Source organism: Streptomyces sp. NPDC000410 (assembly GCF_040300305.1).
In the GTDB taxonomy this organism is placed as follows: Bacteria; Actinomycetota; Actinomycetes; order Streptomycetales; family Streptomycetaceae; genus Streptomyces.
This window is the reverse complement of record NZ_JBEPDM010000013.1, coordinates 113,576-135,126: the sequence shown is the minus strand read 5'-3', so window position 1 is coordinate 135,126 and position 21,551 is coordinate 113,576. Positions and strand designations below refer to the sequence as shown.

19 protein-coding genes and 1 pseudogene are annotated in these 21,551 nt (G+C 71.6%); 17 read left to right on the top strand and 3 right to left on the bottom strand.

Features of this window, described 5'->3' with window-relative positions; genetic code table 11:
• Positions 1–6: 6 nt before the first annotated feature.
• Positions 7–1,815, bottom strand: a complete 1,809-nt coding sequence (locus tag ABT342_RS16825) for a glycoside hydrolase family 15 protein (protein WP_351573565.1) — start codon at positions 1,813–1,815, stop codon at positions 7–9.
• 453 nt (positions 1,816–2,268) lie between these two features.
• Here ABT342_RS16825 and pyrG point away from each other — a divergent pair, with 453 nt between their 5' ends.
• The 14 genes and pseudogenes from pyrG (at position 2,269) to ABT342_RS16755 (ending at position 17,976) form a co-directional block, all read left to right on the top strand.
• Positions 2,269–3,936 (top strand): CTP synthase, encoded by a 1,668-nt coding sequence (pyrG, locus tag ABT342_RS16820; protein ID WP_351573497.1) that lies wholly within the window; start codon positions 2,269–2,271, stop codon positions 3,934–3,936.
• A gap of 79 nt (positions 3,937–4,015) precedes the next feature.
• Positions 4,016–4,642: an NUDIX domain-containing protein gene (locus ABT342_RS16815; protein WP_351573494.1), complete on the top strand. Its 627-nt coding sequence runs from the start codon at positions 4,016–4,018 to the stop codon at positions 4,640–4,642.
• 676 nt (positions 4,643–5,318) lie between these two features.
• A pseudogene (locus tag ABT342_RS16810) lies at positions 5,319–7,332 on the top strand (AAA family ATPase); the annotation flags it as partial.
• A gap of 156 nt (positions 7,333–7,488) precedes the next feature.
• Positions 7,489–8,604: an alanine dehydrogenase gene (ald, locus tag ABT342_RS16805; protein ID WP_351573560.1), complete on the top strand. Its 1,116-nt coding sequence runs from the start codon at positions 7,489–7,491 to the stop codon at positions 8,602–8,604.
• Between the two features lie 340 nt (positions 8,605–8,944).
• Positions 8,945–10,078, top strand: a complete 1,134-nt coding sequence (locus ABT342_RS16800; RefSeq protein WP_351573488.1) for a ParA family protein — start codon at positions 8,945–8,947, stop codon at positions 10,076–10,078.
• Positions 10,063–10,611: a hypothetical protein gene (locus ABT342_RS16795; protein ID WP_351573486.1), complete on the top strand. Its 549-nt coding sequence runs from the start codon at positions 10,063–10,065 to the stop codon at positions 10,609–10,611. Before ABT342_RS16800 ends, ABT342_RS16795 begins: the two co-directional genes overlap by 16 nt.
• Positions 10,612–10,659: 48 nt before the next feature.
• Positions 10,660–11,793 (top strand): segregation and condensation protein A, encoded by a 1,134-nt coding sequence (locus ABT342_RS16790; protein WP_351573485.1) that lies wholly within the window; start codon positions 10,660–10,662, stop codon positions 11,791–11,793.
• A gap of 92 nt (positions 11,794–11,885) precedes the next feature.
• On the top strand, positions 11,886–12,455 hold the full coding sequence (scpB, locus tag ABT342_RS16785; RefSeq protein WP_502965557.1) for an SMC-Scp complex subunit ScpB: 570 nt from the start codon (positions 11,886–11,888) through the stop codon (positions 12,453–12,455).
• Positions 12,455–13,534 (top strand): pseudouridine synthase, encoded by a 1,080-nt coding sequence (locus ABT342_RS16780; RefSeq protein ID WP_351573480.1) that lies wholly within the window; start codon positions 12,455–12,457, stop codon positions 13,532–13,534. Before scpB ends, ABT342_RS16780 begins: the two co-directional genes overlap by 1 nt.
• Positions 13,535–13,680: 146 nt before the next feature.
• Complete coding sequence (gene pnuC / locus ABT342_RS16775; RefSeq protein ID WP_351573477.1) at positions 13,681–14,334, top strand: nicotinamide riboside transporter PnuC; 654 nt, start codon at positions 13,681–13,683, stop codon at positions 14,332–14,334.
• Complete coding sequence (locus ABT342_RS16770) at positions 14,331–15,413, top strand: AAA family ATPase (RefSeq protein ID WP_351573474.1); 1,083 nt, start codon at positions 14,331–14,333, stop codon at positions 15,411–15,413. The genes pnuC and ABT342_RS16770 overlap by 4 nt, the downstream gene beginning before the upstream one ends.
• 5 nt (positions 15,414–15,418) lie before the next feature.
• A complete protein-coding gene (locus ABT342_RS16765) occupies positions 15,419–16,195 on the top strand; it encodes an NUDIX hydrolase (protein ID WP_351573471.1) in 777 nt (258 codons plus the stop codon).
• Entirely contained in the window at positions 16,192–17,217 is a 1,026-nt protein-coding gene (locus tag ABT342_RS16760; protein WP_351573468.1) for an ADP-ribosylglycohydrolase family protein, read from the top strand. Before ABT342_RS16765 ends, ABT342_RS16760 begins: the two co-directional genes overlap by 4 nt.
• A gap of 3 nt (positions 17,218–17,220) precedes the next feature.
• On the top strand, positions 17,221–17,976 hold the full coding sequence (locus ABT342_RS16755) for a nucleotidyltransferase domain-containing protein (RefSeq protein WP_351573466.1): 756 nt from the start codon (positions 17,221–17,223) through the stop codon (positions 17,974–17,976).
• A 124-nt stretch (positions 17,977–18,100) separates the two neighbouring features.
• Here ABT342_RS16755 and ABT342_RS16750 read toward each other — a convergent pair whose 3' ends face one another.
• A complete protein-coding gene (locus tag ABT342_RS16750) occupies positions 18,101–18,781 on the bottom strand; it encodes a nucleotidyltransferase domain-containing protein (RefSeq protein WP_351573464.1) in 681 nt (226 codons plus the stop codon).
• A 10-nt stretch (positions 18,782–18,791) separates the two neighbouring features.
• Positions 18,792–19,226, bottom strand: coding sequence for a Rieske (2Fe-2S) protein (locus ABT342_RS16745; protein WP_502965556.1), 435 nt, complete (start codon positions 19,224–19,226; stop codon positions 18,792–18,794).
• A 169-nt stretch (positions 19,227–19,395) separates the two neighbouring features.
• Between ABT342_RS16745 and ABT342_RS16740 the strand changes: the two genes are divergently transcribed.
• From ABT342_RS16740 to ABT342_RS16730, 3 genes are all read left to right on the top strand, one after another.
• Positions 19,396–19,815 (top strand): YidB family protein, encoded by a 420-nt coding sequence (locus ABT342_RS16740; protein ID WP_351573459.1) that lies wholly within the window; start codon positions 19,396–19,398, stop codon positions 19,813–19,815.
• 119 nt (positions 19,816–19,934) lie between these two features.
• Positions 19,935–20,297 carry a chorismate mutase gene (gene aroH, locus ABT342_RS16735; RefSeq protein WP_351573456.1) on the top strand — a complete coding sequence of 121 codons (363 nt, stop codon included), beginning with the start codon at positions 19,935–19,937 and terminating at the stop codon, positions 20,295–20,297.
• The gene (locus ABT342_RS16730) at positions 20,294–21,379 is read left to right on the top strand and encodes a prephenate dehydrogenase (RefSeq protein ID WP_351573453.1); all 1,086 of its coding nucleotides are present in this window, start codon (positions 20,294–20,296) and stop codon (positions 21,377–21,379) included. Before aroH ends, ABT342_RS16730 begins: the two co-directional genes overlap by 4 nt.
• Positions 21,380–21,551 lie beyond the last annotated feature (172 nt).

The window sequence follows — 21,551 nt, the reverse complement described above, 5'->3', positions numbered from 1 at the left end:
CCCCGTCTATCCGCCGTACGCGCCGGAGGCGGTCAGCCGCAGTGCGGTGTCGATCAGCGGCACATGGCTGAACGCCTGCGGGAAGTTGCCCACCTGACGCTGCAGCCGGGGGTCCCACTCCTCGGCGAGCAGCCCGAGGTCGTTGCGCAGCGACAGCAGCTTCTCGAACAGCCGCCGGGCCTCGTCCACCCGCCCGATCATGGCCAGATCGTCCGCGAGCCAGAACGAACAGGCGAGGAACGCGCCCTCGTCGCCCTCCAGACCGTCGACCCCGGCCTCGTCACCCGCCGTCGGGTAGCGCAGCACGAAACCGTCCGGCGTGGACAGCTCCCGCTGGATCGCCTCGATGGTGCCGATGACCCGCTTGTCGTCGGGCGGCAGGAAGCCCATCTGCGGAATCAGCAGCAGGGAGGCGTCCAGTTCCTTCGACCCGTACGACTGCGTGAACGTGTTGCGCTCCTTGTCGTAGCCCTTCTCGCAGACGTCCCGGTGGATGTCGTCGCGCAGCTCCCGCCAGCGCTCCAGCGGCCCGTCCGCGTCCCCGCTCTCGATCAGCTTGATCGTGCGGTCGACGGCCACCCAGGCCATCACCTTGGAGTGCACGAAGTGCCGGCGCGGACCGCGCACCTCCCAGATGCCCTCGTCGGGCTGGTCCCAGTGGTCCTCCAGGTACCGGATCAGCTTGAGCTGGAGGACGCTGGCGTAGTCGTTGCGGGCCAGGCCCGTCATGTGCGCCAGGTGCAGGGCCTCGGTGACCTCGCCGTACACGTCGAGCTGCAACTGGTGCGCGGCGCCGTTGCCGACCCGGACCGGGGCGGAGTTCTCGTAGCCCGGAAGCCAGTCCAGCTCCGCCTCGCCGAGCTCCCGCTCGCCCGCGATGCCGTACATGATCTGCAGGTTCTCCGGGTCGCCCGCGACGGCACGCAGCAGCCACTCGCGCCACGCCCGCGCCTCCTCCCGGTAGCCGGTGCGCAGCAGCGAGGACAGGGTGATCGCCGCGTCGCGCAGCCAGGTGTAGCGGTAGTCCCAGTTCCGTACGCCACCGATCTCCTCCGGCAGCGACGTCGTCGGGGCGGCGACGATGCCGCCGGTCGGGGCGTAGGTGAGGGCCTTCAGCGTGATCAGCGAGCGGACGACGGACTCGCGGTACGGCCCGTGGTACGTGCAGTGCTCGACCCACTCGCGCCAGAAGTCCTCGGTGGCCTCCAGCGACCCCTCGGGGTCGGGCAGCGCCGGCGGCTGGTGGTGCGAGGGCTGCCAGCTGATGGTGAACGCGATCCGGTCGCCGGGGGAGACCGTGAAGTCGGAGTACGTCGTCAGGTCCTTGCCGTACGTCTCCGTCGGCGTGTCCAGCCACACCGAGTCGGGCCCGGCGACCGCGACCGTACGGGTGTCGACCTTGTGCACCCACGGCGTGATCCGGCCATAGCTGAAGCGCATCCGCAGCGCCGAGCGCATCGGTACGCGCCCGCTCACCCCCTCCACGATCCGGATCAGCTGCGGGGCCCCGTCACGCGGCGGCATGAAATCGGTCACCCTGACCGTGCCGCGCGGGGTGTCCCACTCGGATTCCAGGACCAGTGAGTCCCCCCGGTACCGGCGGCGGTCCGCCGCCGGTGGCTCGGTGCCTCCCGCGACCGCCGGGCCGAGCCGCCAGAAACCGTGCTCCTCGGTGCCGAGCAGTCCGGCGAAGATGGCATGCGAATCGAAGCGGGGCAGACACAGCCAGTCGACCGTGCCGTCCCGGCAGACCAGGGCAGCGGTCTGCATGTCTCCGATGAGTGCGTAATCCTCGATGCGCCCGGCCACGTGCATCTCCAGTCGAACGGCCACGTCCGCCCCGCGTGGCGCTTGCCTTCGGTCTGTCTCGGTCAAGGGTGTCAATCGGTCGTTGACGGTCGTTGACGAGCTCTTGTTCCGGGTGAAGGGCGGGGGTGGTGCCGTTCGCCGGCCTGGCTCGCAGTGCCTGTCCGAATCAAGTGTCCGAGCAGGATACGACGCACGCCGTTGCGTCGCGCGATGCTCCTGGCAACGCGGCGCCGCCGAACGGGTGAGCGGCGGGTGAGCCCGGAGAAGCCCGTGATGGCCATGATGCCCCGTGTGGCCGGAAGCAGTCTCCCCCCGGCGCTGATACCCTGGTAGCCCGTGGACCGGTGGGCGCTTGACCCCCGAACCGCAGCGACGGCACCCCTGGAGATCCTCGGACCTCCGCAGCGGGACCGCCGGTACGCACGACGACCTCGCGACCACGGGAGCCCCCTCTTGGCCATGCCGCCCGCTGCTTTTCGAAATAGCACAGCCACGACGACCAAGCACATCTTCGTCACCGGGGGTGTCGCGTCCTCCCTCGGCAAGGGCCTGACCGCCTCCAGCCTGGGTGCGCTCCTGAAGGCCCGGGGCCTGCGGGTCACGATGCAGAAGCTCGACCCGTACCTGAACGTCGACCCCGGCACCATGAATCCGTTCCAGCACGGTGAGGTGTTCGTCACCAACGACGGCGCCGAGACCGACCTGGACATCGGCCACTACGAGCGTTTCCTCGACGTGGACCTGGACGGCTCGGCGAACGTCACCACCGGCCAGGTGTACTCGCAGGTGATCGCCAAGGAGCGGCGCGGCGAGTACCTGGGCGACACCGTCCAGGTCATCCCGCACATCACCAACGAGATCAAGCACCGCATCCGGCGCATGGCGACCGACGACGTCGACGTCGTGATCACCGAGGTCGGCGGCACGGTCGGCGACATCGAGTCGCTGCCGTTCCTGGAGACCGTCCGTCAGGTCCGCCACGAGGTCGGCCGGGACAACGTCTTCGTCGTGCACATCTCGCTGCTGCCGTACATCGGCCCGTCCGGCGAGCTGAAGACCAAGCCGACCCAGCACTCGGTCGCCGCGCTGCGCAACATCGGTATCCAGCCGGACGCGATCGTGCTGCGTGCCGACCGTGACGTACCGACCGCGATCAAGCGCAAGATCTCGCTCATGTGTGACGTGGACGAGGCGGCCGTGGTCGCGGCCATCGACGCCAAGTCGATCTACGACATCCCGAAGGTGCTGCACACCGAGGGCCTGGACGCCTATGTCGTGCGCAAGCTGGACCTGCCGTTCCGCGACGTCGACTGGACGACGTGGGACGACCTGCTGGACCGCGTCCACAACCCCGACCACGAGGTGAACCTCGCCCTGGTGGGCAAGTACATCGACCTGCCCGACGCCTACCTGTCGGTGACCGAGGCGCTGCGCGCCGGCGGGTTCGCGAACCGCGCCCGCGTCAAGATCAAGTGGGTCGCGTCGGACGACTGCAAGACCCCCGCGGGCGCGGCGAAGCAGCTCGGCGACGTGGACGCGATCTGTATCCCCGGCGGCTTCGGCGACCGCGGCGTGAGCGGCAAGGTCGGCGCGATCCAGTTCGCCCGCGAGAACAAGATCCCGCTGCTCGGCCTGTGCCTCGGCCTGCAGTGCATCGTGATCGAGGCCGCGCGGAACCTGGCCGAGATCCCCGACGCGAACTCGACGGAGTTCGACTCCGGCACCGCCCACCCCGTCATCTCGACGATGGAGGAGCAGCTGGCGTACGTCGAGGGCGCGGGTGACCTCGGCGGAACGATGCGCCTCGGGCTCTACCCGGCGAAGCTCGCCGAGGGCTCGATCGTCCGCGAGGTCTACGGCGACCAGCCGTACGTGGAGGAGCGCCACCGTCACCGCTACGAGGTGAACAACGCCTACCGCGCCGAGCTGGAGAAGAAGGCGGGCATCGTCTTCTCGGGCACGTCCCCGGACAACAAGCTCGTCGAGTACGTCGAGTACCCGCGCGAGGTGCACCCCTACCTGGTCGCCACCCAGGCGCACCCGGAGCTCCGCTCCCGTCCGACCCGCCCGCACCCGCTGTTCGCGGGCCTGGTGAAGGCCGCGGTCGAGCGCAAGACGGGCAAGTAAGGGCAAGGCATTACCGTGGGACCGGGGTGCGGGCTGGGAGAGCCCGCGCCCCGGTTCCGGCGTTTCTGGGAGGACGTACATGGCCATCAAGGACACCCCCGAGGAGTGGCGCGTCACCGCGACCGCGATTCCCTTCAAGGGCAACAAGACGAGTGTCCGTACCGACGACGTGGTCATGCCCGACGGCTCGATCGCCCGCCGCGACTACCAGGTCCACCCGGGGTCGGTGGCGGTCCTCGCCCTCGACGAGGACGGGCGCGTCCTGGTGCTGCGCCAGTACCGCCACCCCGTGCGGCAGAAGCTCTGGGAGATCCCGGCGGGCCTGCTCGACGTCCCGGGCGAGAACCCGCTGACGGCCGCGCAGCGAGAGCTGTACGAGGAGGCGCACGTCAAGGCGGTCGACTGGCGGGTGCTCGTCGACGTCTACACCACGCCGGGCGGCTGTGACGAGGCGGTCCGGGTCTTCCTGGCCCGCGACCTCTCCGACGCGGAGGGCGAGCGCTTCCAGGTCTCCGAGGAGGAGGCGGACATGGAACTGGCGCGGGTGCCGCTGGCGGAGCTGGTGCGGGGGGTGCTCGCCGGGGAACTGCACAACAACTGCCTCGCGGTGGGGGTGCTCTCGCTCGCGGCGGCTCTTTCGGGGGACGGGGTGGAGGCGCTCCGCCCGGCGGAGGCGCCGTGGCCTGCGCGCCCCTTCGAGGCGTAGCCCTCGGGCCGGGCGGGGGTGCGTGCATGGGGTGCCCCGTGCCGGGGGCGCCGCCGGCACCGGCCGGTGCCACCTGAGGCCCGCGCCCGGCCTCGGGCAGGGCGGGGGTGACCGGTTGTGTCCGGTCACCCCGGGCCGTGCGGGCCCTTGTCCGGTGCCACCTGAAGTCGGCGCCCGCCTGCGGCCCGGTGGGTGGGTTTGTGCCCACCCGTTCTGCCCCGCGGAACGCATGCCCACAAACGGAGGGACCCCGGCCAGGCGCGGCGGGGGACGCGGCGGGGGCGTGTCCGGGACACTGAAGCGTGATGTGTGGCGCATGACTCAGGGCGCCTTTACGGGGGCCCGCAGGCGCCGTACGGGGGTCTGGGGGTGTCCCCCAGAAGACACAGCATGCCGTCCCGGATACGAGCCCCGGAGCGGCCCCCACAGCAACCGACCCGGACCGGGTCAGCCCCGACCAACCGCCCCACACGGCACCCGGCCCGGACCGGGGCAACCACGACTGCCCCGTGAGGGCGAGTCCTGGTGTGACCATCGGTTGATCCGATGGGGGGATCCAGGGGGCACGGCTCCGTGAGCCGCGTCGTTCCGTGGGGCGGCTGAATTACGCTCGGAGCGCCCGCGCGGAGACCCGGCGGGCTCGGCTCGTTGTGCTGAGGACTGGGGAGCGTAGCCCGTGACGGATCAGGCGGTGGACGGGCCGGTGGCCGCCGGCGCGGCGGGGCAATTCATCGGCCGTCAGCGGGAGTTGAAGGCGTTGCGGGCCGACATCGAGCGGGCCGGGCTGGACACGATCTCCGGGCGCAAGGCCCCCCGCGCGCGGGTGCTGCTCGTCGCCGGGCGGCCCGGAGCCGGTCGTACCGCGCTCGCCGAGGAGCTCGCGGGCAGGCTCGCGGACACCTACCCGGACGGGGTGCTGCGGGCGCGGCTCACCGAGCCCGGCGGAGAGCACGTCCCCACCGACCGCACCGCCCGCGCGCTGCTCGACGCCCTCGGGGTCGACTCCCCGCCCGGCGCCGACGCGGACCTGCTCGCGGAGATGGTCCGTGAGGCCCTCGCCGTACGCCGCTGTCTGCTGCTCCTCGACGACGCGGGCGACGCCGAACTCGTCGACCCGCTGCTGCCTGACAACCCCGAGTGCCTGGTCGTCGCGGTCTCGCAGGGTCCGCTCACCGGGATCCCCGACGTACGGCCGTGCACGATCGGCGGGATGGACCCGAAGTCCTCGATCGAGCTGCTGAGCCGGTTCACCGGCGAGGTGCGGATCACCGTGGATCCGCAGGCCGCCGAAACGCTCGTGGAGCAGTGCGGCGGGCAGCCCGCCGCGATGGTGCTGGCCGGCGGCTGGCTCGCGGCCCGGCCGCAGACCTCGGTAGCCGACGCCGCCAAGCAACTGCGCGCGCTGCCGGACGACCCCGAGCAGCCCACCGGCACCCGCCCGCTGGCCCGCGCCTTCCGGCTCGTGTACGAGTCCCTGCCCGCGCCGGCCGCCCGGACGCTGCGGCTGCTCGCCCTGGCGCCCTCCGGGCTGGCCGACGCGCACACCACGTCGGCGCTGGCCGGCTGCTCGGTCTCGGCCGCGCAGTCGACGCTGGAGGACTTCGCCGCCCTCGGTCTGCTGCGAAGGACCGGTGATCCGGAGACGTACGAGCTGCCGGGTTGCCTCGCCCCGTTCCTGGACGCCCTGCTGGCCTGCGAGGACCGGCCCGCCGAGGTGCAGCTGGCACGGGCGCGGATGCTGGAGCGGACCGTACGGCTGCTCCAGTCGTGCCGGGCGGTCACCGAGCCCGACGGTTCCGCGGCCCGCAAGCGGCTGGCCGGTCTGCCGCGGGCGCTGCGCTTCGCGAGCGCGCCGGCGGCCGGCGACTGGCTGCGGGCCCGGCAGTCCGCGCTGCTGGCGTCCGCGCGCGTCGCGGTGGCGGACGGCGAGCTGGACACGCTGGCCCGGCGGCTGATCGCCGCGCTGGTGCGGGCCCTGGTCGCGCACCGCGGTACGGAGGCGGCCGCCCCCGAGCTGTACGGACTGCATCAGCTGGTGCTCGGCGTGGCCGAACGCCGGGATCTGCATCGAGAGCAGGCGGCGGCCCTGCTGAACCTCGCCGATCTGGATGCGCAGACAGGACGCACTCGTGACGCTCTGCTGCGATATCGGTCAGCCTTGGATGCCGGACGCAGAGCAAATGACCCGTATGCGACCGGCCGCGCAATGGAATCCGTAGGTGGTACGTATCAGCTGCTGGAGGACTGGCAGCGGGCGGCCGACTGGTACGGGCGCGCCCTCTCCCAGCGCCTCGCGCGGGGGGAGCTCGCCGACGAGGCGCGGCTGTACGGCCGGCTCGGCGCGGTGCAGAGCTACGCGGGCCGGTACGGGGAGGCGCTGCGCAGCTGGCGGGCGGCCGCGGCCGGCTACCGCAGACTGGGCGATCTGCCCGGCCAGGCGCGGGCGTTGAGTGAGACGGCGAGGGTCCAGGAGTACGCGGGACGGCCGGAGGAATCGCTGCGCACGTGTGAGGAGGCCGTGTCCTGGGCGCGGCGCGCCGGGGACGTCCGGCTGGAGGCCGCGTTGCAGCTCAGGCTGGCCGACACGCTGGAGCGGATGGGGGACCCCGCGGCCGCCAGGCTGCACCGTGCGATGGCCGAACAACTCCTGGGAAGTGATCCTTCCGGCCTACGAAATCCGTAGTGTTTCCGTCAAGGAAATTTGCTTTGCAAGGCTAGACAGCGCGAAGTCCTTCATTAGACTGGCTCTGCCGGATGTTGCTCCGGTGTCTCCCGTTGCGCCCTGCGTATGCGGGTATGTATGGAAATGCACCACAAATCCCCCAGAGCCAAGGACCGTGATCGACGTGAAGGTCGGCATCCCCCGCGAGGTCAAGAACAACGAATTCCGGGTGGCGATCACCCCCGCCGGCGTGCACGAGCTCGTGCGCAACGGCCACCAGGTCTTCATCGAGGCCAACGCCGGTGTCGGCTCCTCGATCACGGACGAGGAGTTCGTCTCCGCCGGAGCGCAGATCCTGCCCACCGCCGATGAGGTCTGGGCCACCGCCGACCTGCTGCTGAAGGTCAAGGAGCCCATCGCGGAGGAGTACCACCGCCTCCGCAAGGACCAGACCCTCTTCACCTACCTGCACCTCGCCGCCTCCAAGGAGTGCACGGACGCGCTGCTGGAGTCCGGCACCACCGCCATCGCGTACGAGACGGTCGAGACCGCGAACCGCGCGCTGCCGCTGCTCGCTCCGATGTCCGAGGTCGCGGGCCGGCTGGCCCCGCAGGTCGGCGCCTACCACCTGATGCGCTCGGTCGGCGGCCGTGGTGTGCTGCCGGGCGGCGTCCCGGGCACCTCCCCCGGCGAGTGCGTCGTCATCGGTGGCGGCGTGTCCGGCTGGAACGCCACCCAGATCGCCGTCGGCCTGGGCTTCCACGTGACCCTGCTCGACCGTGACATCAACAAGCTGCGCGAGGCCGACAAGGTCTTCGGTACCAAGGTCAAGACCGTCGTCTCCAACGCCTACGAGCTGGAGAAGGCCGTCATCGAGGCCGACCTCGTCGTCGGTGCCGTCCTCATCCCGGGTGCCAAGGCCCCGAAGCTGGTCACCAACGAGCTCGTCGCCAAGATGAAGCCCGGAAGTGTCCTTGTCGACATTGCGATCGACCAGGGTGGCTGCTTCGAGGACTCCCGTCCGACCACCCACGCCGAGCCGACCTTCCAGGTCCACAACTCGGTCTTCTACTGCGTCGCCAACATGCCGGGTGCGGTGCCCAACACCTCCACCTACGCGCTGACCAACGCCACGCTGCCCTACATCGTGTCGCTGGCCAACAACGGCTGGGTCGAGGCCCTCCGCCGTGACGCCGCGCTGGCCAAGGGTCTCAACACCCACGACGGCAAGGTCGTCTACAAGGAGGTCGCCGAGGCGCACGGCCTCGAGTCCGTCGAGCTGAGCGCGCTCCTGGGCTGATCCGACGGCCGCTCGTCAACGCGAGTCGTCAACCTCACGCATCCGGCCGGACCTTGTCGAGCAAGGTCCGGCCGGATGTGTGTCCGGCCACGTCACGGGGTGCGCTCAACTCGCCTCGAACGTAACCCTTTAACCGTTTCGCACACCCGTGAATCACACGGACCGACTGCTGTGCGCCCTTGACAGCGGGGTGTTCGGTTGCCGACACATCCGGCCGGGTCCGGCGGATTGTGTTGCTGCGGACCGGTGACACGCCATAGAGTCGCCAACCGTCGGCATGGTGCCACGCTGACCTATCGATAAATGTTCCTGGTCACCGTCCAAGGAGGTAAGACGACTTGTGAATGAGTCGACATTTTCTCCCGGAGGTGGCGGGCTCGAAGCTGTCGGCTCCGTCGCTGTCCGAACCTTCGCGACGCACCAGCACATGACGACGACAGCCCACACGATGAAGATGATGGACGGCCAACACGTGAACGCCATGGCCGGCAACGAGAGTGGCCGAGAGTCCACCCACTTCGCCGACTACGACGGAGTGCCCGAGGGGCACTTCTACGACCCCGATGCCGAGTACGAGCCCGACCCCGAGTACGCGGCCACGCTCGCCCCTGACGCTGCCCGCCAGCGCCGCGAGCGGATCGGCCCCACCGGGCGGCCGCTGCCGTACTTCCCGATCCCGGGGCCACTGACCGACCACGGCCCCGCGAAGATCATCGCGATGTGCAACCAGAAGGGCGGCGTCGGCAAGACGACGTCGACCATCAACCTGGGTGCGGCCCTCGCCGAGTACGGACGACGGGTGCTGCTCGTCGACTTCGACCCGCAGGGAGCCCTGTCGGTCGGCCTCGGTGTGAACCCGATGGAGCTCGACCTCACCGTCTACAACCTGCTCATGGAGCGGGGCATGTCGGCGGACGAGGTGCTGCTGAAGACCGCCGTGCCCAACATGGACCTGCTGCCGAGCAACATCGACCTCTCGGCCGCCGAGGTGCAGTTGGTGAGCGAGGTCGCGCGCGAGTCCACGCTGCAGCGCGCCCTGAAGCCGCTGCTGCAGGACTACGACTACATCGTGATCGACTGTCAGCCGTCGCTCGGTCTGCTGACCGTGAACGCCCTGACGGCGGCTCACAAGGTGATCGTGCCGCTGGAGTGCGAGTTCTTCGCGCTGCGCGGTGTGGCGCTGCTGACCGAGACGATCGAGAAGGTCCAGGAGCGGCTCAACCCGGATCTGGAGCTCGACGGCATCCTCGCCACGATGTACGACTCGCGTACGGTGCACAGCCGCGAGGTGCTCGCGCGGGTGGTCGAGGCCTTCGACGACCACGTCTACCACACGGTCATCGGGCGCACCGTGCGCTTCCCGGAGACCACGGTCGCGGGTGAGCCCATCACGACGTACGCGTCCAACTCGGTCGGTGCCGCCGCCTATCGCCAGCTCGCCAGGGAGGTGCTCGCCCGGTGTCACGCCGAGTGAGTCTGCCCGGGGCCGACGAGCTGTTCCGGACGACCGGGGGGATGGGCCTGCAGTCGTCGTCCCCGAGGCGGGGGGCGACCGGCGCGGGCGGCGAGGCACGGGTGCCGGGGCCGGCTGCGTCGGGGGAGAGCGACCCGGTCGCGTCCGGCCCGTCCTCCGAGGACCACGAACACTCCACGGCGGACGCGGAGGACGAGGCTCCGGAGCCGCGCAGCCGGGCGGCGGCCGCGGAGCCCGAGACGGCCCCCGCGAAGGCCCGCCCCGTGGCCCCCTCGGCCGCGGCGCCGCGCCGCCGGGGGCGTACGGCCAACCGCAGGCCGAGCGGCCGTGAGCGGCACGACGAGAAGATCACGGTCTATGTCTCGGCCGAGGAACTGATGGACCTCGAGCACGCCCGCCTCGTGCTCCGCGGCGAGCACGGCCTCGCCGTCGACCGCGGCCGCATCGTCCGCGAGGCGGTCGCCGTCGTGCTCGCGGACCTGGAGTCCCGGGGCGACGCGAGCATCCTGGTGCGGCGGCTGCGGGGACGCTGACGGTAGCCTTGCGGGCTGCCGTCCTCCCGTTCGCGCCCCTGGACCGTGATGCCCCCGACCGACGACCCCACCACCCCGCCCCCACGCCGCCGCACACTGGGCCGCGGCCCGGGCACGGGGCCCGTCCCCGGGGCGGCCCCGGAGCCCGGTCGGGACCCCTCCCCGGCCCCGGAGGCCCCGCCGGTCGGCTCCGCCGACGAGGCAGTCCCTGAGCCGCCCGCGGCGCCCGTCGCCGGGACGCCCGGGGGCGAGGTCCCGGCGAAGGCGACGGCGGAGCCCGGCGGGGACAAGGGTGCGCCTGCCGGTCCCCTGGCCGCCGCCGCGCCGCCCGGTGCGGTGGAGGAGCCGCGGACCGGGCCGGACGACGCGGACCGGGAGCCCCCGGGTGACGACGGGCGGTTCACCGTACGGCTCGCGAACTTCGAAGGTCCGTTCGATCTGCTGCTGCAGCTGATCTCCAAGCACAAGCTCGACGTGACCGAGGTCGCGCTGTCGAAGGTCACCGACGAGTTCATGGCGCACATCCGTGCCATGGGGCCCGACTGGGACCTCGACCAGACCACGGAGTTCCTCGTCGTCGCCGCGACGCTGCTCGACCTGAAGGCCGCCCGTCTGCTGCCCGCCGCCGAGGTGGAGGACGAGGCCGACCTCGCGCTGCTCGAAGCGCGGGACCTGCTGTTCGCACGGCTGCTGCAGTACCGCGCGTACAAGCAGATCGCGGAGATCTTCAATCGCAGGCTCGACGAGGAGTCCAGGCGGTACCCCCGTACCGTCGGTCTGGAGCCGCACCACGCCGAGCTGCTCCCCGAGGTCGTCATCAGCATCGGCGCCGAGGGCTTCGCCGGGCTGGCGGTCAAGGCCATGCAGCCGAAGCCGAAGCCCCAGGTGTACGTCGACCACATCCACGCCCCGCTCGTGAGCGTGCGCGAGCAGGCCGAGCTGGTCGTGGGCATGCTCCGGGAGCGCGGGCAGGTGAGTTTCCGCGAGCTGACCGAGGACGTGGACGACACCCTCACCGTCGTCGCCCGCTTCCTCGCCCTCCTGGAGCTCTACCGGGACAAGGCCGTCGCCCTGGAGCAGGAGGACGCCCTGGGGGAGCTCCTGGTCATCTGGGCGGGCGGCGACGCCGTCGCGCACGTCACCGATGAATTCGATCAAGTCGTACAGGAGGCGAAGGCATGAGTGACCTCAAGTCGGACCTCGGGCCGGGTCTCGAGTCGGACCTCGGGCCGGACGTCCGGCCGGACCTCAAGCCCGCCCTCGAAGCCGTGCTCATGGTCGTCGACGAGCCCGCCACCGAGGAGCACCTCGCCAAGGTGCTGGAGCGGCCCAGGCGCGAGGTGGGCGACGCCCTGCGCGAGCTCGCCGACGAGTACACCGTCCAGGGCCGTGGCTTCGAGCTGCGACTGGTGGCCGGCGGCTGGCGTTTCTACACCCGCCCCGAGCACGCCGAGGCCGTCGAGCGCTTCGTCCTCGACGGCCAGCAGGCCCGGCTCACCCAGGCCGCCCTGGAGACCCTGGCCGTGGTCGCGTACCGCCAGCCGGTGAGCCGTTCCCGGGTCTCGGCCGTGCGCGGAGTGAACTGCGACGGCGTCATGCGCACCCTGCTCCAGCGCGGTCTCGTGGAGGAGGCGGGCGCGGAACCCGAAACAGGTGCGATCCTGTACAGGACGACGAACTACTTCCTGGAGCGGATGGGCCTGCGAGGCCTGGACGAGCTCCCGGAGCTCGCGCCCTTCCTCCCCGAGGCGGACGCGATCGAGGCGGACACGCTGGAAGGGGTCCCGTCGTTCGATCCGGACGCTCCGGACCGAGATGACGCAGACGACAAGACGGAACTTTGATGCGAAGCAGCAGCGGCAGGAACAGCAGCGGAAACAACGGCGGGAGCCGTGGTGGCAAGAGCGCGGGCCGCGGCAACTACCGGGGCGCCGGGAACAACCGCGACGAGCGAGGGTCCAACCCGCGCCGCCCGCGCCCCGAGGAGCGCTCCTACGACGTGGGCGGCGACGAGCCGCGCAAGGGGCGCGGCGCGGCGGCGCGCGGCGGTGCCAAGGGTGGTCCCCGGCAGTCGCCGCAGCGCGGTGGCGGCCGTACGACCCCGGCGCGCTCGCGCGAGTACGACGCCCGTACGGAGGAGCGCAACCGCGAGCGTTACGCGAACAAGCCGCAGATCAAGACCCCCAAGACCTTCGGCGAGCAGGAGGGTGAGCGGCTCCAGAAGGTCCTCGCCCGTGCGGGCATGGGCTCGCGCCGCGCCTGCGAGGAGCTGATCGACTCCGGCCGCGTCGAGGTCAACGGCAAGATCGTCATCGAGCAGGGCGTCCGCGTGGACCCGGAGAAGGACGAGATCAAGGTGGACGGCCTGACCGTCGCCACCCAGTCCTACCTGTTCTTCGCGCTGAACAAGCCCGCCGGCGTCGTCTCGACGATGGAGGACCCGGACGGCCGTCAGTGCCTCGGGGACTACGTCACCAACCGCGAGACCCGCCTCTTCCACGTCGGCCGTCTCGACACCGAGACCGAGGGCATCATCCTGCTCACCAACCACGGCGAGCTGGCCCACCGTCTCACTCACCCGAAGTACGGCGTGCAGAAGACCTATCTGGCGGCCATCACCGGCCCGCTGCCCCGTGAGGTCGGCAAGCGGCTCAAGGACGGCATCCAGCTGGAGGACGGGTACGCCCGCGCCGACCACTTCCGCGTCGTCGAGCAGACGGGCAAGAACTACCTGGTCGAGGTCGTCCTGCACGAGGGCCGCAAGCACATCGTGCGCCGGATGCTCGCCGAGGCGGGCTTCCCGGTCGACAAGCTGGTGCGCACGGCCTTCGGGCCGATCCAGCTCGGCGACCAGAAGTCCGGCTGGCTGCGCCGGATGACCAACACCGAGGTCGGCATGCTGATGAAGGAAGTCGGTCTGTAGGACCCCCCCTCGATAGAGGAAGCCGGTCTGCAGGACCCCCCGACGAGAGCCCGCGGTCGTTTTCGAACGGCCGCGGGCTTTTTTGTGCTTGTCGAGCACCCCCGCCGCCCTTTATAGTCAGAGTGACTCTTAAGAAGGAGGCGGGCTTGAGCCTCGCGGACGTCCTCGAACCACTGCAGCGGCCTCTGTTCACGCTGCTCGACACCCCGGTCTCCTGGACCGAGGTCCTGGGCTTCGGCAGCGGAGCGCTCTGCGTCTGGCTCGTGGCCCGTCAGCACCTGGCCAACTGGCCCGTCGGTATCGCCAACAACGTCTTCTTCGTCCTGCTGTTCACCCAGGCCGGCCTGTACGCCGACGCGGGGCTGCAGGTCGTCTTCATCACCCTCGCCGTGTACGGCTGGTGGACCTGGACCCACGGGGGTGGACCAGGTTCCGACGCCCTCCCGGTGCGCCGCACCACGCGCACCGAGTGGACGTGGCTGCTCGCGGCGGGGGTGGTGGGGACACTCTCGCTGACCCTGCTGCTGGACCGGGCCACCGACTCGACCGTGCCGTTCTGGGACGCGCTGACCACCGCGCTGTCCCTGATGGCGACGTACGGGCAGTGCCGCAAGAGGCTGGAGTCCTGGTGGCTGTGGATCGCCGCCGACGTCGTGTACGTGCCGCTGTACGCGTACAAGGAGCTCTACCTCACCTCGCTCCTCTACATCGGATTCATGACCCTGTGCGTGCTCGGGCTGCGCAACTGGTCGCGCGACCTGGCCGTACAGCGGCGGCAGCCCGTGGAGGTGACGGCATGAAGCGCTACAGGCACGGTCTCGTCCTCGGCAAGTTCTATCCGCCGCACGCGGGCCACCACCATCTCGTCCGCACCGCACAGGACCGCTGCGAGCGGCTGACCGTCCTCGTCTGCGCCGCGTCCGTCGAGTCCGTCCCGCTCCAGGAGCGCGTCGCCTGGATGCGCGAAGTGCACCCGGGCGTCCGGGTGGTGGGCGCCGTGGACGACATCCCGGTCGACCTGACCGACCCGGCCGTGTGGGAGGCCCACATGGCGGTGTTCCGCGCGGCCGTCCCCGGACGTGTGGACGCGGTCTTCACCTCGGAGACGTACGGGGACGAACTCGCCCGCCGCTTCGGCGGCGCCGACTCCGTCTGCGTCGATCCGGGCCGTACGGTCTTCCCGGTGTCCGGTACGGCCGTCCGCAAGGACCCCGTCGGCTGCTGGGACTTCCTCGAACCGCCCGTACGGGCCGCCCTCGCCCGCCGCGTCGTCGTCCTCGGCGCCGAATCCACCGGCACGACCACACTGGCCACCGCCCTCGCCGCGCACTACCGGGCCCGGGGCGGGGTGTGGGCGCGTACCGGCTGCGTACCCGAGTACGGCAGGGAGTTCAGCGAGCGCAAGCTGGCCGAGCTGCGCGCCGGGCGGCCGGACGCCACCTGGCCGGACGTCACCTTCACCACCGACGACTTCCCGCTGATCGCCCGGCGCCAGAGCGAGCTGGAGGATGCGGCAGCGCGCACCGGCTCTCCCGTGCTCATCTGCGACACCGACGCGTTCGCGACGACCATCTGGCACGAGCGGTACATGGGCGGGCCGAGCGCGGAGGTGGCGGAGATCGCCGCCCGCGGGCGGGGCCATCTGTGGCTGCTCACCGATCACCGGGACGTGCCCTTCGAGGACGACGGGCTGCGCGACGGGGAGCATCTGCGGCCCTGGATGACCGACCGGTTCGCCGACCGGCTCACCCGCACCGGCCGCCGGTTCGTCAGGCTGAGCGGCCCGCCCGAGCAGCGCCTGCGGGCGGCCGTGGCCGCCGTGGACGCGCTGCTCGCCGGGGGCTGGCAGTTCGCCGACCCCCTTCCGGAGCGGAGGTGAGCGGCATGGAGGGCTACGACCCCGGGGCGTACGATCCGCGCGCCTTCCCGCCCTTCGCCGTCACCGTCGACCTCGCCGTCTTCACGGTCCGCGACGGCGAGCTGCACGTGCTGCTCATCGAACGCGGAGAGGAGCCGTACAAGGGCGCCTGGGCACTGCCCGGCGGCTTCGTACGGCCCCGGGAGTCGGCCGAGACCGCCGCCCGGCGTGAACTCGCCGAGGAGACCGGGCTGTCGGACACCTCCGTCGACGTGCTCCACCTCGAACAGCTGCGCACGTACAGCGAACCCGACCGCGACCCGAGGATGCGGGTCGTGTCCGTCGCGTACACGGCGCTCCTGCCCGACCTGCCGGAGCCGCACGGCGGCGGCGACGCCGCGCGTGCCCAGTGGATGCCGTTCGGCACGCACCGGCCTCCCCCAGCCTCCGGCCGGGGGGACCCCCATCGCGCTCCGCTTGCCTTCGACCACGACCGCATCCTCGCCGACGCCCACGAACGCGTCGGCGCCAAGCTCGAGTACACCTGTCTCGCCACCGCCTTCTGCCCGGCCGAGTTCACGCTCGGCGAGCTGCGGCAGGTGTACGAGACCGTCTGGGGCGTCGAACTCGACCGCCCCAACTTCCGGCGCAAGGTCCTCACCACGCCCGGCTTCGTCGAAGCCGTGGCCGGGGGCGCGCGCCTGACCGGCGGCCGGGGGAAGCCGGCCGCGCTGTACCGGGCGGGGCCGGCCAACGCCCTGCATCCCCCTCTCCTGCGACCGGAAGGACGACAGACGACATGACGAGCCCGACGAGGACCGCCACCAAGCAGGCCGCCACCGGGACCCTGACCGGACTGGCGCTCGGTGACGCGCTCGGCTTCCCCACCGAGTTCAAGGACGTACCGTCGATCCTCGCCGCGTGCGGGCCCTGGCGGGAGATGGCGCTGCCCAAGCCCGCGTTCGTCACCGACGACACCCAGATGACGCTGGCCGTGGCACGCGGCATACGGACCGCGATGGACCGGGGGCTGCTCGCCCCGCCGCGGCTGACCCCGGCGGTGCGCGAGGAGTTCGTGAAGTGGTACCACTCCCCGGACAACAACCGTGCCCCCGGCCGCACCTGCATGGTCGCCTGCCACAAGCTCGACAGCGACATGCCCTGGCAGGAGGCCAGCCAGATCGGCTCCAAGGGCTGCGGCGCGAACATGCGGGTCGCCCCGGTCGGTCTCGTACCCGGGCTGAGCGAGGGCCAGCGCGCGGGCGCCGCCCAGCTCCAGGCCGCCCTCACCCACGGGCACCCGACGGCCCTGGCCGCGTCCGACCTCACGGCCCGCGCGGTGTTCCTGCTGGCCCAGGGCACGGAGCCGCTCGGCCTGGTCGGCCGGCTGCGCTCGTACGCGTACGAGAACCGCTCCCGCTACCAGCACAACTGGCTCGGCGACCTGTGGACCTACGCCCACGACGCCACACCGGAAGCCTTCATCGAGCGCGGCTGGGACGACTGCCTCGCCGCCCTGGAACGCCTGACGTCCGCCCTGCGCGACGCGAACCCGGAACACGACCCGTGCGTCACGACGGGCGACGGCTGGATCGCGGAGGAGGCACTCGCGACCGCGCTGCACTGCTTCCTGCTCTTCCCCGAACAGCCCCTCCTGGCCCTCCGCCGCGCGGCCTGCACGCGCGGCGACTCCGACTCGATCGCCTGCCTGGCCGGGGCGTTCGCGGGGGCGCACCTGGGAGCGCGGGCGTGGCCCAAGGAGTGGGCGGAGCGCGTCGAGTACCGCAGCGAACTGCTGACACTCGGGGCGCTCTGGGATGCTTGATCCATGCTGGACGCCCTGAGCACGGACCTCACCCCGATCGTCGCCGAACAGCCCGACCCCCTGCTGTTCGCGACGGTCTCCGGCGCGCACCTGTACGGGTTCCCCTCACGGGACTCCGACGTGGACCTGCGCGGCGTCCACCTGCTGCCGGCCGAACAGCTCGTCGGACTCCGCGAGCCGGAGGAGACCCGGTCCCGGATGTGGGACCGGGACGGTGTCGAGATGGACCTCGTGACCCATGACCTGCGCAAGTTCGTACGGCTGATGCTGCGGCGCAACGGCTATGTGCTGGAGCAGCTGCTGTCGCCGCTGGTCGTCCACACGGGCGACGCGCACGCGGAGCTGGTCGAGCTGGCGCCGGGCGTCCTCACGAGCCACCATGCCCACCACTACCGGGGGTTCGCGAACACACAGTGGCGGCTGTACGAGAAGACGGGCGAGCTGAAGCCGCTGCTGTACGCCTTCCGCGCGCTGCTCACCGGCATCCTTCTGATGCGCTCCGGCCAGGTGCAGGCCCATCTGCCCACGCTCCTCGGCGAGGTGCCCGCCGCGCCCGGGTATCTGGCCGAGCTGATCGAGGCGAAGGCGGCCGCGGAGCACGGCCCGGCGGTGGGCCTGGCCGTGGGTGTCGTACGCGCGGACTTCGAGACGCTCCATGGGGCGCTGGACGACGCCCAGGCGACCTCGGCGCTCCCGGGGCAGCCGGGCGCGCACGACGCGCTGCACGACTTCGTCGTACGCATCCGGCTGCGGGCGTAGCGCCTCGTCGCCGCTCGGCCGTGCCGCTGCCGCGGCCGGACCGCCGTCCGACGGACCCGGACCCGGACCCGGACCAGGGCCCGCGGCTCACCCGGCCGAGGAGCGGCGGACCCGGACCCCCGGCTCACCCGGCCGAGGAACGGCGGGTGCGGACGAGGAAATCCTCCACGCGGGCGCGGTCCGGTTCGGGCGGGAGCGGGGTCTTCACGGCGGCCTCGTCGGCCTCTCCGGCGAGGCGGGTCATCCAGGACTCGACCTCCGGCCACGGCACCTCGCCGCGCTTGACCGCCAGCAGCCGCTCGCGGTCGTCGCCCACCTCGATGACCAGCCGGCCCGTGTGGAGCAGATCGCGGCAGCTCGCCAGCAGGCGCAGCAGATGCATCGCGTGCTTCCAGCGGGGCGCCCCGTGCGTGCGCACGTCCGCGTCGAGTTTGCGGCGCTGGCCCGCGGCATAGCGGACGAAGGTGTCAAGGGCCCGGCGGGAGAGGAACGCGTCGCGCAGGGAGAGCAGTTCGCGGCCGGTGTCGTCGATGCGCTCGACGATCGGGGAGTGCAGGCACTCCAGGATGTTCGGATTGGCCCGCAGGGCCAGCTCGCAGAAGCGCTCCAGCTCCCAGCTGAACTGCTCGTCGGCCGGGCCCTCCACATGCGTGGGGGGCTTGTCGAAGCGCCAGTACAGCGGGGTGGGCGCGAGGAAGACCCCGCGCCGGTCCGTGTCGCTGTCGTCCGTCGCCAGCCCGAAGGCGCGCGAACCCATGACGCAGGAATAGACCGTGTGGTCACGGACGAGTGCCTCGGGAGTCATGCGCGCCAGGCTACGCGAGCACGATCTTGTCCCCGGAGACGGTGATCTTCTTGGCCGCCAGCGGCTGCTTCGCCGGGCCGGCCGTCACCGAGCCGTCGGTGATGCTGAACTTGCTGCCGTGGCACGGGCAGTCGATGGTGCCGTTCTCGACCTTGTTGAGCGTGCAGCCCTGATGGGTGCAGATCGCCGTGAACGCCTTGAAGTCGCCCGCCGTGGGCTGGGTCACCACCACCTTCTGCGTCTTGAACACCTTTCCGCCGCCCTCGGGGACCTCCGAGGTGGTGCCCAGCGGCTCGCCGCCCACCTCGGAGGGCTGCCGCGGGGTCTCCGGGGCCTCCGTACCGCTGTCGTCGCCGCTCTCGCCGCCGCAGCCGGTCGTCGCCGCCGCCAGCGAGGCGGCGCCCGCCACCAGGACCGTGCGGCGGGCGGTGCTGTCAGGACTCATCGTCATCACTCCGAAGGTGTGAAAGCTGAGGAACCGTCGCAAACACGAGCATCTTGGCGCCGAAGGCCCCGGGGCCCGGGGCGGAACACACCGTGATCGTCCAAGTGGCGGCAGGTGCGGGCCTGGGCGACATTGGCCGTAATCTCACCCTTTCTCGAAAGGCAGGGCCATGGCGGGAAACGATCTGGGCGGTCTTCTCGGCGCTCTCCTCGGCGGCGGCGGGCAGAGCGGCGGCGCCGGCGGCGGCGGAAACATCCTCGGCTCGCTCCTCGGCGCGCTCATGAGCCAGGGCGGGGGCGGCAGCAACCCGCTCGGTGGTCTGATCGACGGGCTCACCAAGGCCGGTCTCGCGGACCAGGCGCAGTCCTGGGTCGGCACCGGCGAGAACAAACCGGTCAGCGGCGCACAGATCACCGAGGCCCTGCCCGCCGACACCCTGCGGCAGGCCGCCCAGCAGGCCGGGGTGACGCCCGAGCAGGCTGCGGACGAGATCGCGCAGACTCTGCCGCAGGTCGTCGACAAGCTGACCCCGAACGGGCAGGTGCCGACGGGCTCGCTGGAGGACATCATCCGGCAGCAGCAGCTCTGAGCCGCCCGGCCGCGCCGCGGCGGCCGCCTTCCGCGTCTCGGAGGACGGTCGCCGCGGCGGCACGTCCCGGCGGCTGACTAGGCTGATCGGAGCACTCGCCGAGGTACGAAGGAGACGACGTGGCGGTACGAGCGGTCCGGGGAGCCGTCCAGCTGGAACGGGACGAGGCCGGGCACATGGACGAGCAGGTCAGCGCGCTGCTCACCGCCATCCTGGAGCGGAACGGGCTCACCGCCGACGATCTGATCAGCGTCTGGTTCACGGCCACGCCCGACCTGCACAGCGACTTCCCCGCGGCGGCGGCGCGCGGCCTCGGCATCGTGGACGTACCGCTGATCTGCGCGCAGGAGCTGGACATCGCCGGAGCGATGCCGCGCGTCGTACGGATCCTCGCGCACATCGAGTCCGACCGGCCCAGGTCCGAGATCGCCCATGTGTACCTCGGCGCCGCGGCCGCACTGCGCAAGGACATCGCGCAGTGAGGACCGCGATCGTCATCGGAACCGGTCTGATCGGTACGTCAGCGGCGCTGGCGCTCGCCGGGCGGGGCGTCACGGTCCACCTCCAGGACCACGATCCGGCACAGGCGAGGACCGCCGCCGCCCTCGGCGCGGGTACGGACGAGGCCCCCGAAGGCCCCGTCGACCTGGCCATCGTGGCCGTACCGCCCGCGCACGTGCCCGCCACGCTGGCCGAGGCGATGCGCGCCGGGACCGCCCGTGCCTACCTCGACGTGGCGAGCGTCAAGGGCGGGCCGCGGCGCGAGCTGGAAGCACTCGGCGTGGACCTGTCCACGTACATCGGTACGCACCCCATGTCCGGCAAGGAACGCTCGGGCCCGCTCGCCGCGACCGCCGACCTCTTCGAAGGCCGCCCCTGGGTGCTCACGCCGACCCGGGACACCGACACGGAGGTGCTGAACCTGGCCCTCGAACTGGTCGCACTCTGCCGCGCCGTGCCGGTCGTGATGGACGCGGACGCGCACGACCGGGCGGTCGCGCTGGTCTCGCACACGCCCCAGCTGATCTCCTCCATGGTCGCGGCGCGGCTCGCGGACGCCGACGACACGGCGGTACGGCTGTGCGGTCAGGGCATCCGGGACGTCACCCGGATCGCGGCCTCCGACCCCCGGATGTGGATCGACATCCTCTCCGCCAACCCGGGGCCGGTCGCCGATGTCCTCGCGGGCGTCGCCGCCGACCTCGACGAGACGGTCCGCTCCCTGCGGGCCCTCCAGTCCTCCGACGACGACAAGCGCCGCGAGGGCACCGAGGGCGTGGAGGACGTCCTGCGCCGGGGTAACGCCGGGCGCGAACGCGTGCCCGGCAAGCACGGCGCGGCGCCGACGGCGTACGAGATCGTCGCCGTCCTGATCAGCGACCAGCCCGGCGAGCTCGCCCGGATCTTCGCGGACGCGGGCCGGGCCGGTGTGAACATCGAGGACGTCCGCATCGAGCACGCGACGGGCCAGCAGGCGGGCCTGGTCCAGCTGATGGTGGTCCCCCAGGCGGCGCCCGCCCTCGCGGCATCCCTGCGGGAGCGTGGCTGGGCGCTGCGCCAGTAGTAGCCAGTAGTAAGTGGGGGCCTGCGGGGCTCCAAAGGAGCCCGTCCGGGGGTCCCCCTACGCCCGCCAGGGCGTAGGGGGAGATTGAGGACACGGCCGGAGGCCGTACCGGGGGCTGGGGGCGCAGCCCCCAGTCTTCGGGAAGGGGCGGGTAGAGGAAAAGGGCCCGCCG

What these genes read in the sequence shown, in the direction of transcription:
- ABT342_RS16825 (WP_351573565.1), bottom strand. Translation starts at nt 1,815, where the DNA reads ATGCACGTGGCCGGGCGCATCGAGGATTACGCACTCATCGGAGACATG.
- pyrG (WP_351573497.1), top strand. Translation starts at nt 2,269, where the DNA reads ATGCCGCCCGCTGCTTTTCGAAATAGCACAGCCACGACGACCAAGCAC.
- ABT342_RS16815 (WP_351573494.1), top strand. Translation starts at nt 4,016, where the DNA reads ATGGCCATCAAGGACACCCCCGAGGAGTGGCGCGTCACCGCGACCGCG.
- ABT342_RS16790 (WP_351573485.1), top strand. Translation starts at nt 10,660, where the DNA reads ATGCCCCCGACCGACGACCCCACCACCCCGCCCCCACGCCGCCGCACA.
- scpB (WP_502965557.1), top strand. Translation starts at nt 11,886, where the DNA reads ATGGTCGTCGACGAGCCCGCCACCGAGGAGCACCTCGCCAAGGTGCTG.
- ABT342_RS16780 (WP_351573480.1), top strand. Translation starts at nt 12,455, where the DNA reads ATGCGAAGCAGCAGCGGCAGGAACAGCAGCGGAAACAACGGCGGGAGC.
- ABT342_RS16770 (WP_351573474.1), top strand. Translation starts at nt 14,331, where the DNA reads ATGAAGCGCTACAGGCACGGTCTCGTCCTCGGCAAGTTCTATCCGCCG.
- ABT342_RS16765 (WP_351573471.1), top strand. Translation starts at nt 15,419, where the DNA reads ATGGAGGGCTACGACCCCGGGGCGTACGATCCGCGCGCCTTCCCGCCC.
- ABT342_RS16760 (WP_351573468.1), top strand. Translation starts at nt 16,192, where the DNA reads ATGACGAGCCCGACGAGGACCGCCACCAAGCAGGCCGCCACCGGGACC.
- ABT342_RS16755 (WP_351573466.1), top strand. Translation starts at nt 17,221, where the DNA reads ATGCTGGACGCCCTGAGCACGGACCTCACCCCGATCGTCGCCGAACAG.
- ABT342_RS16750 (WP_351573464.1), bottom strand. Translation starts at nt 18,781, where the DNA reads ATGACTCCCGAGGCACTCGTCCGTGACCACACGGTCTATTCCTGCGTC.
- ABT342_RS16745 (WP_502965556.1), bottom strand. Translation starts at nt 19,226, where the DNA reads ATGAGTCCTGACAGCACCGCCCGCCGCACGGTCCTGGTGGCGGGCGCC.
- ABT342_RS16740 (WP_351573459.1), top strand. Translation starts at nt 19,396, where the DNA reads ATGGCGGGAAACGATCTGGGCGGTCTTCTCGGCGCTCTCCTCGGCGGC.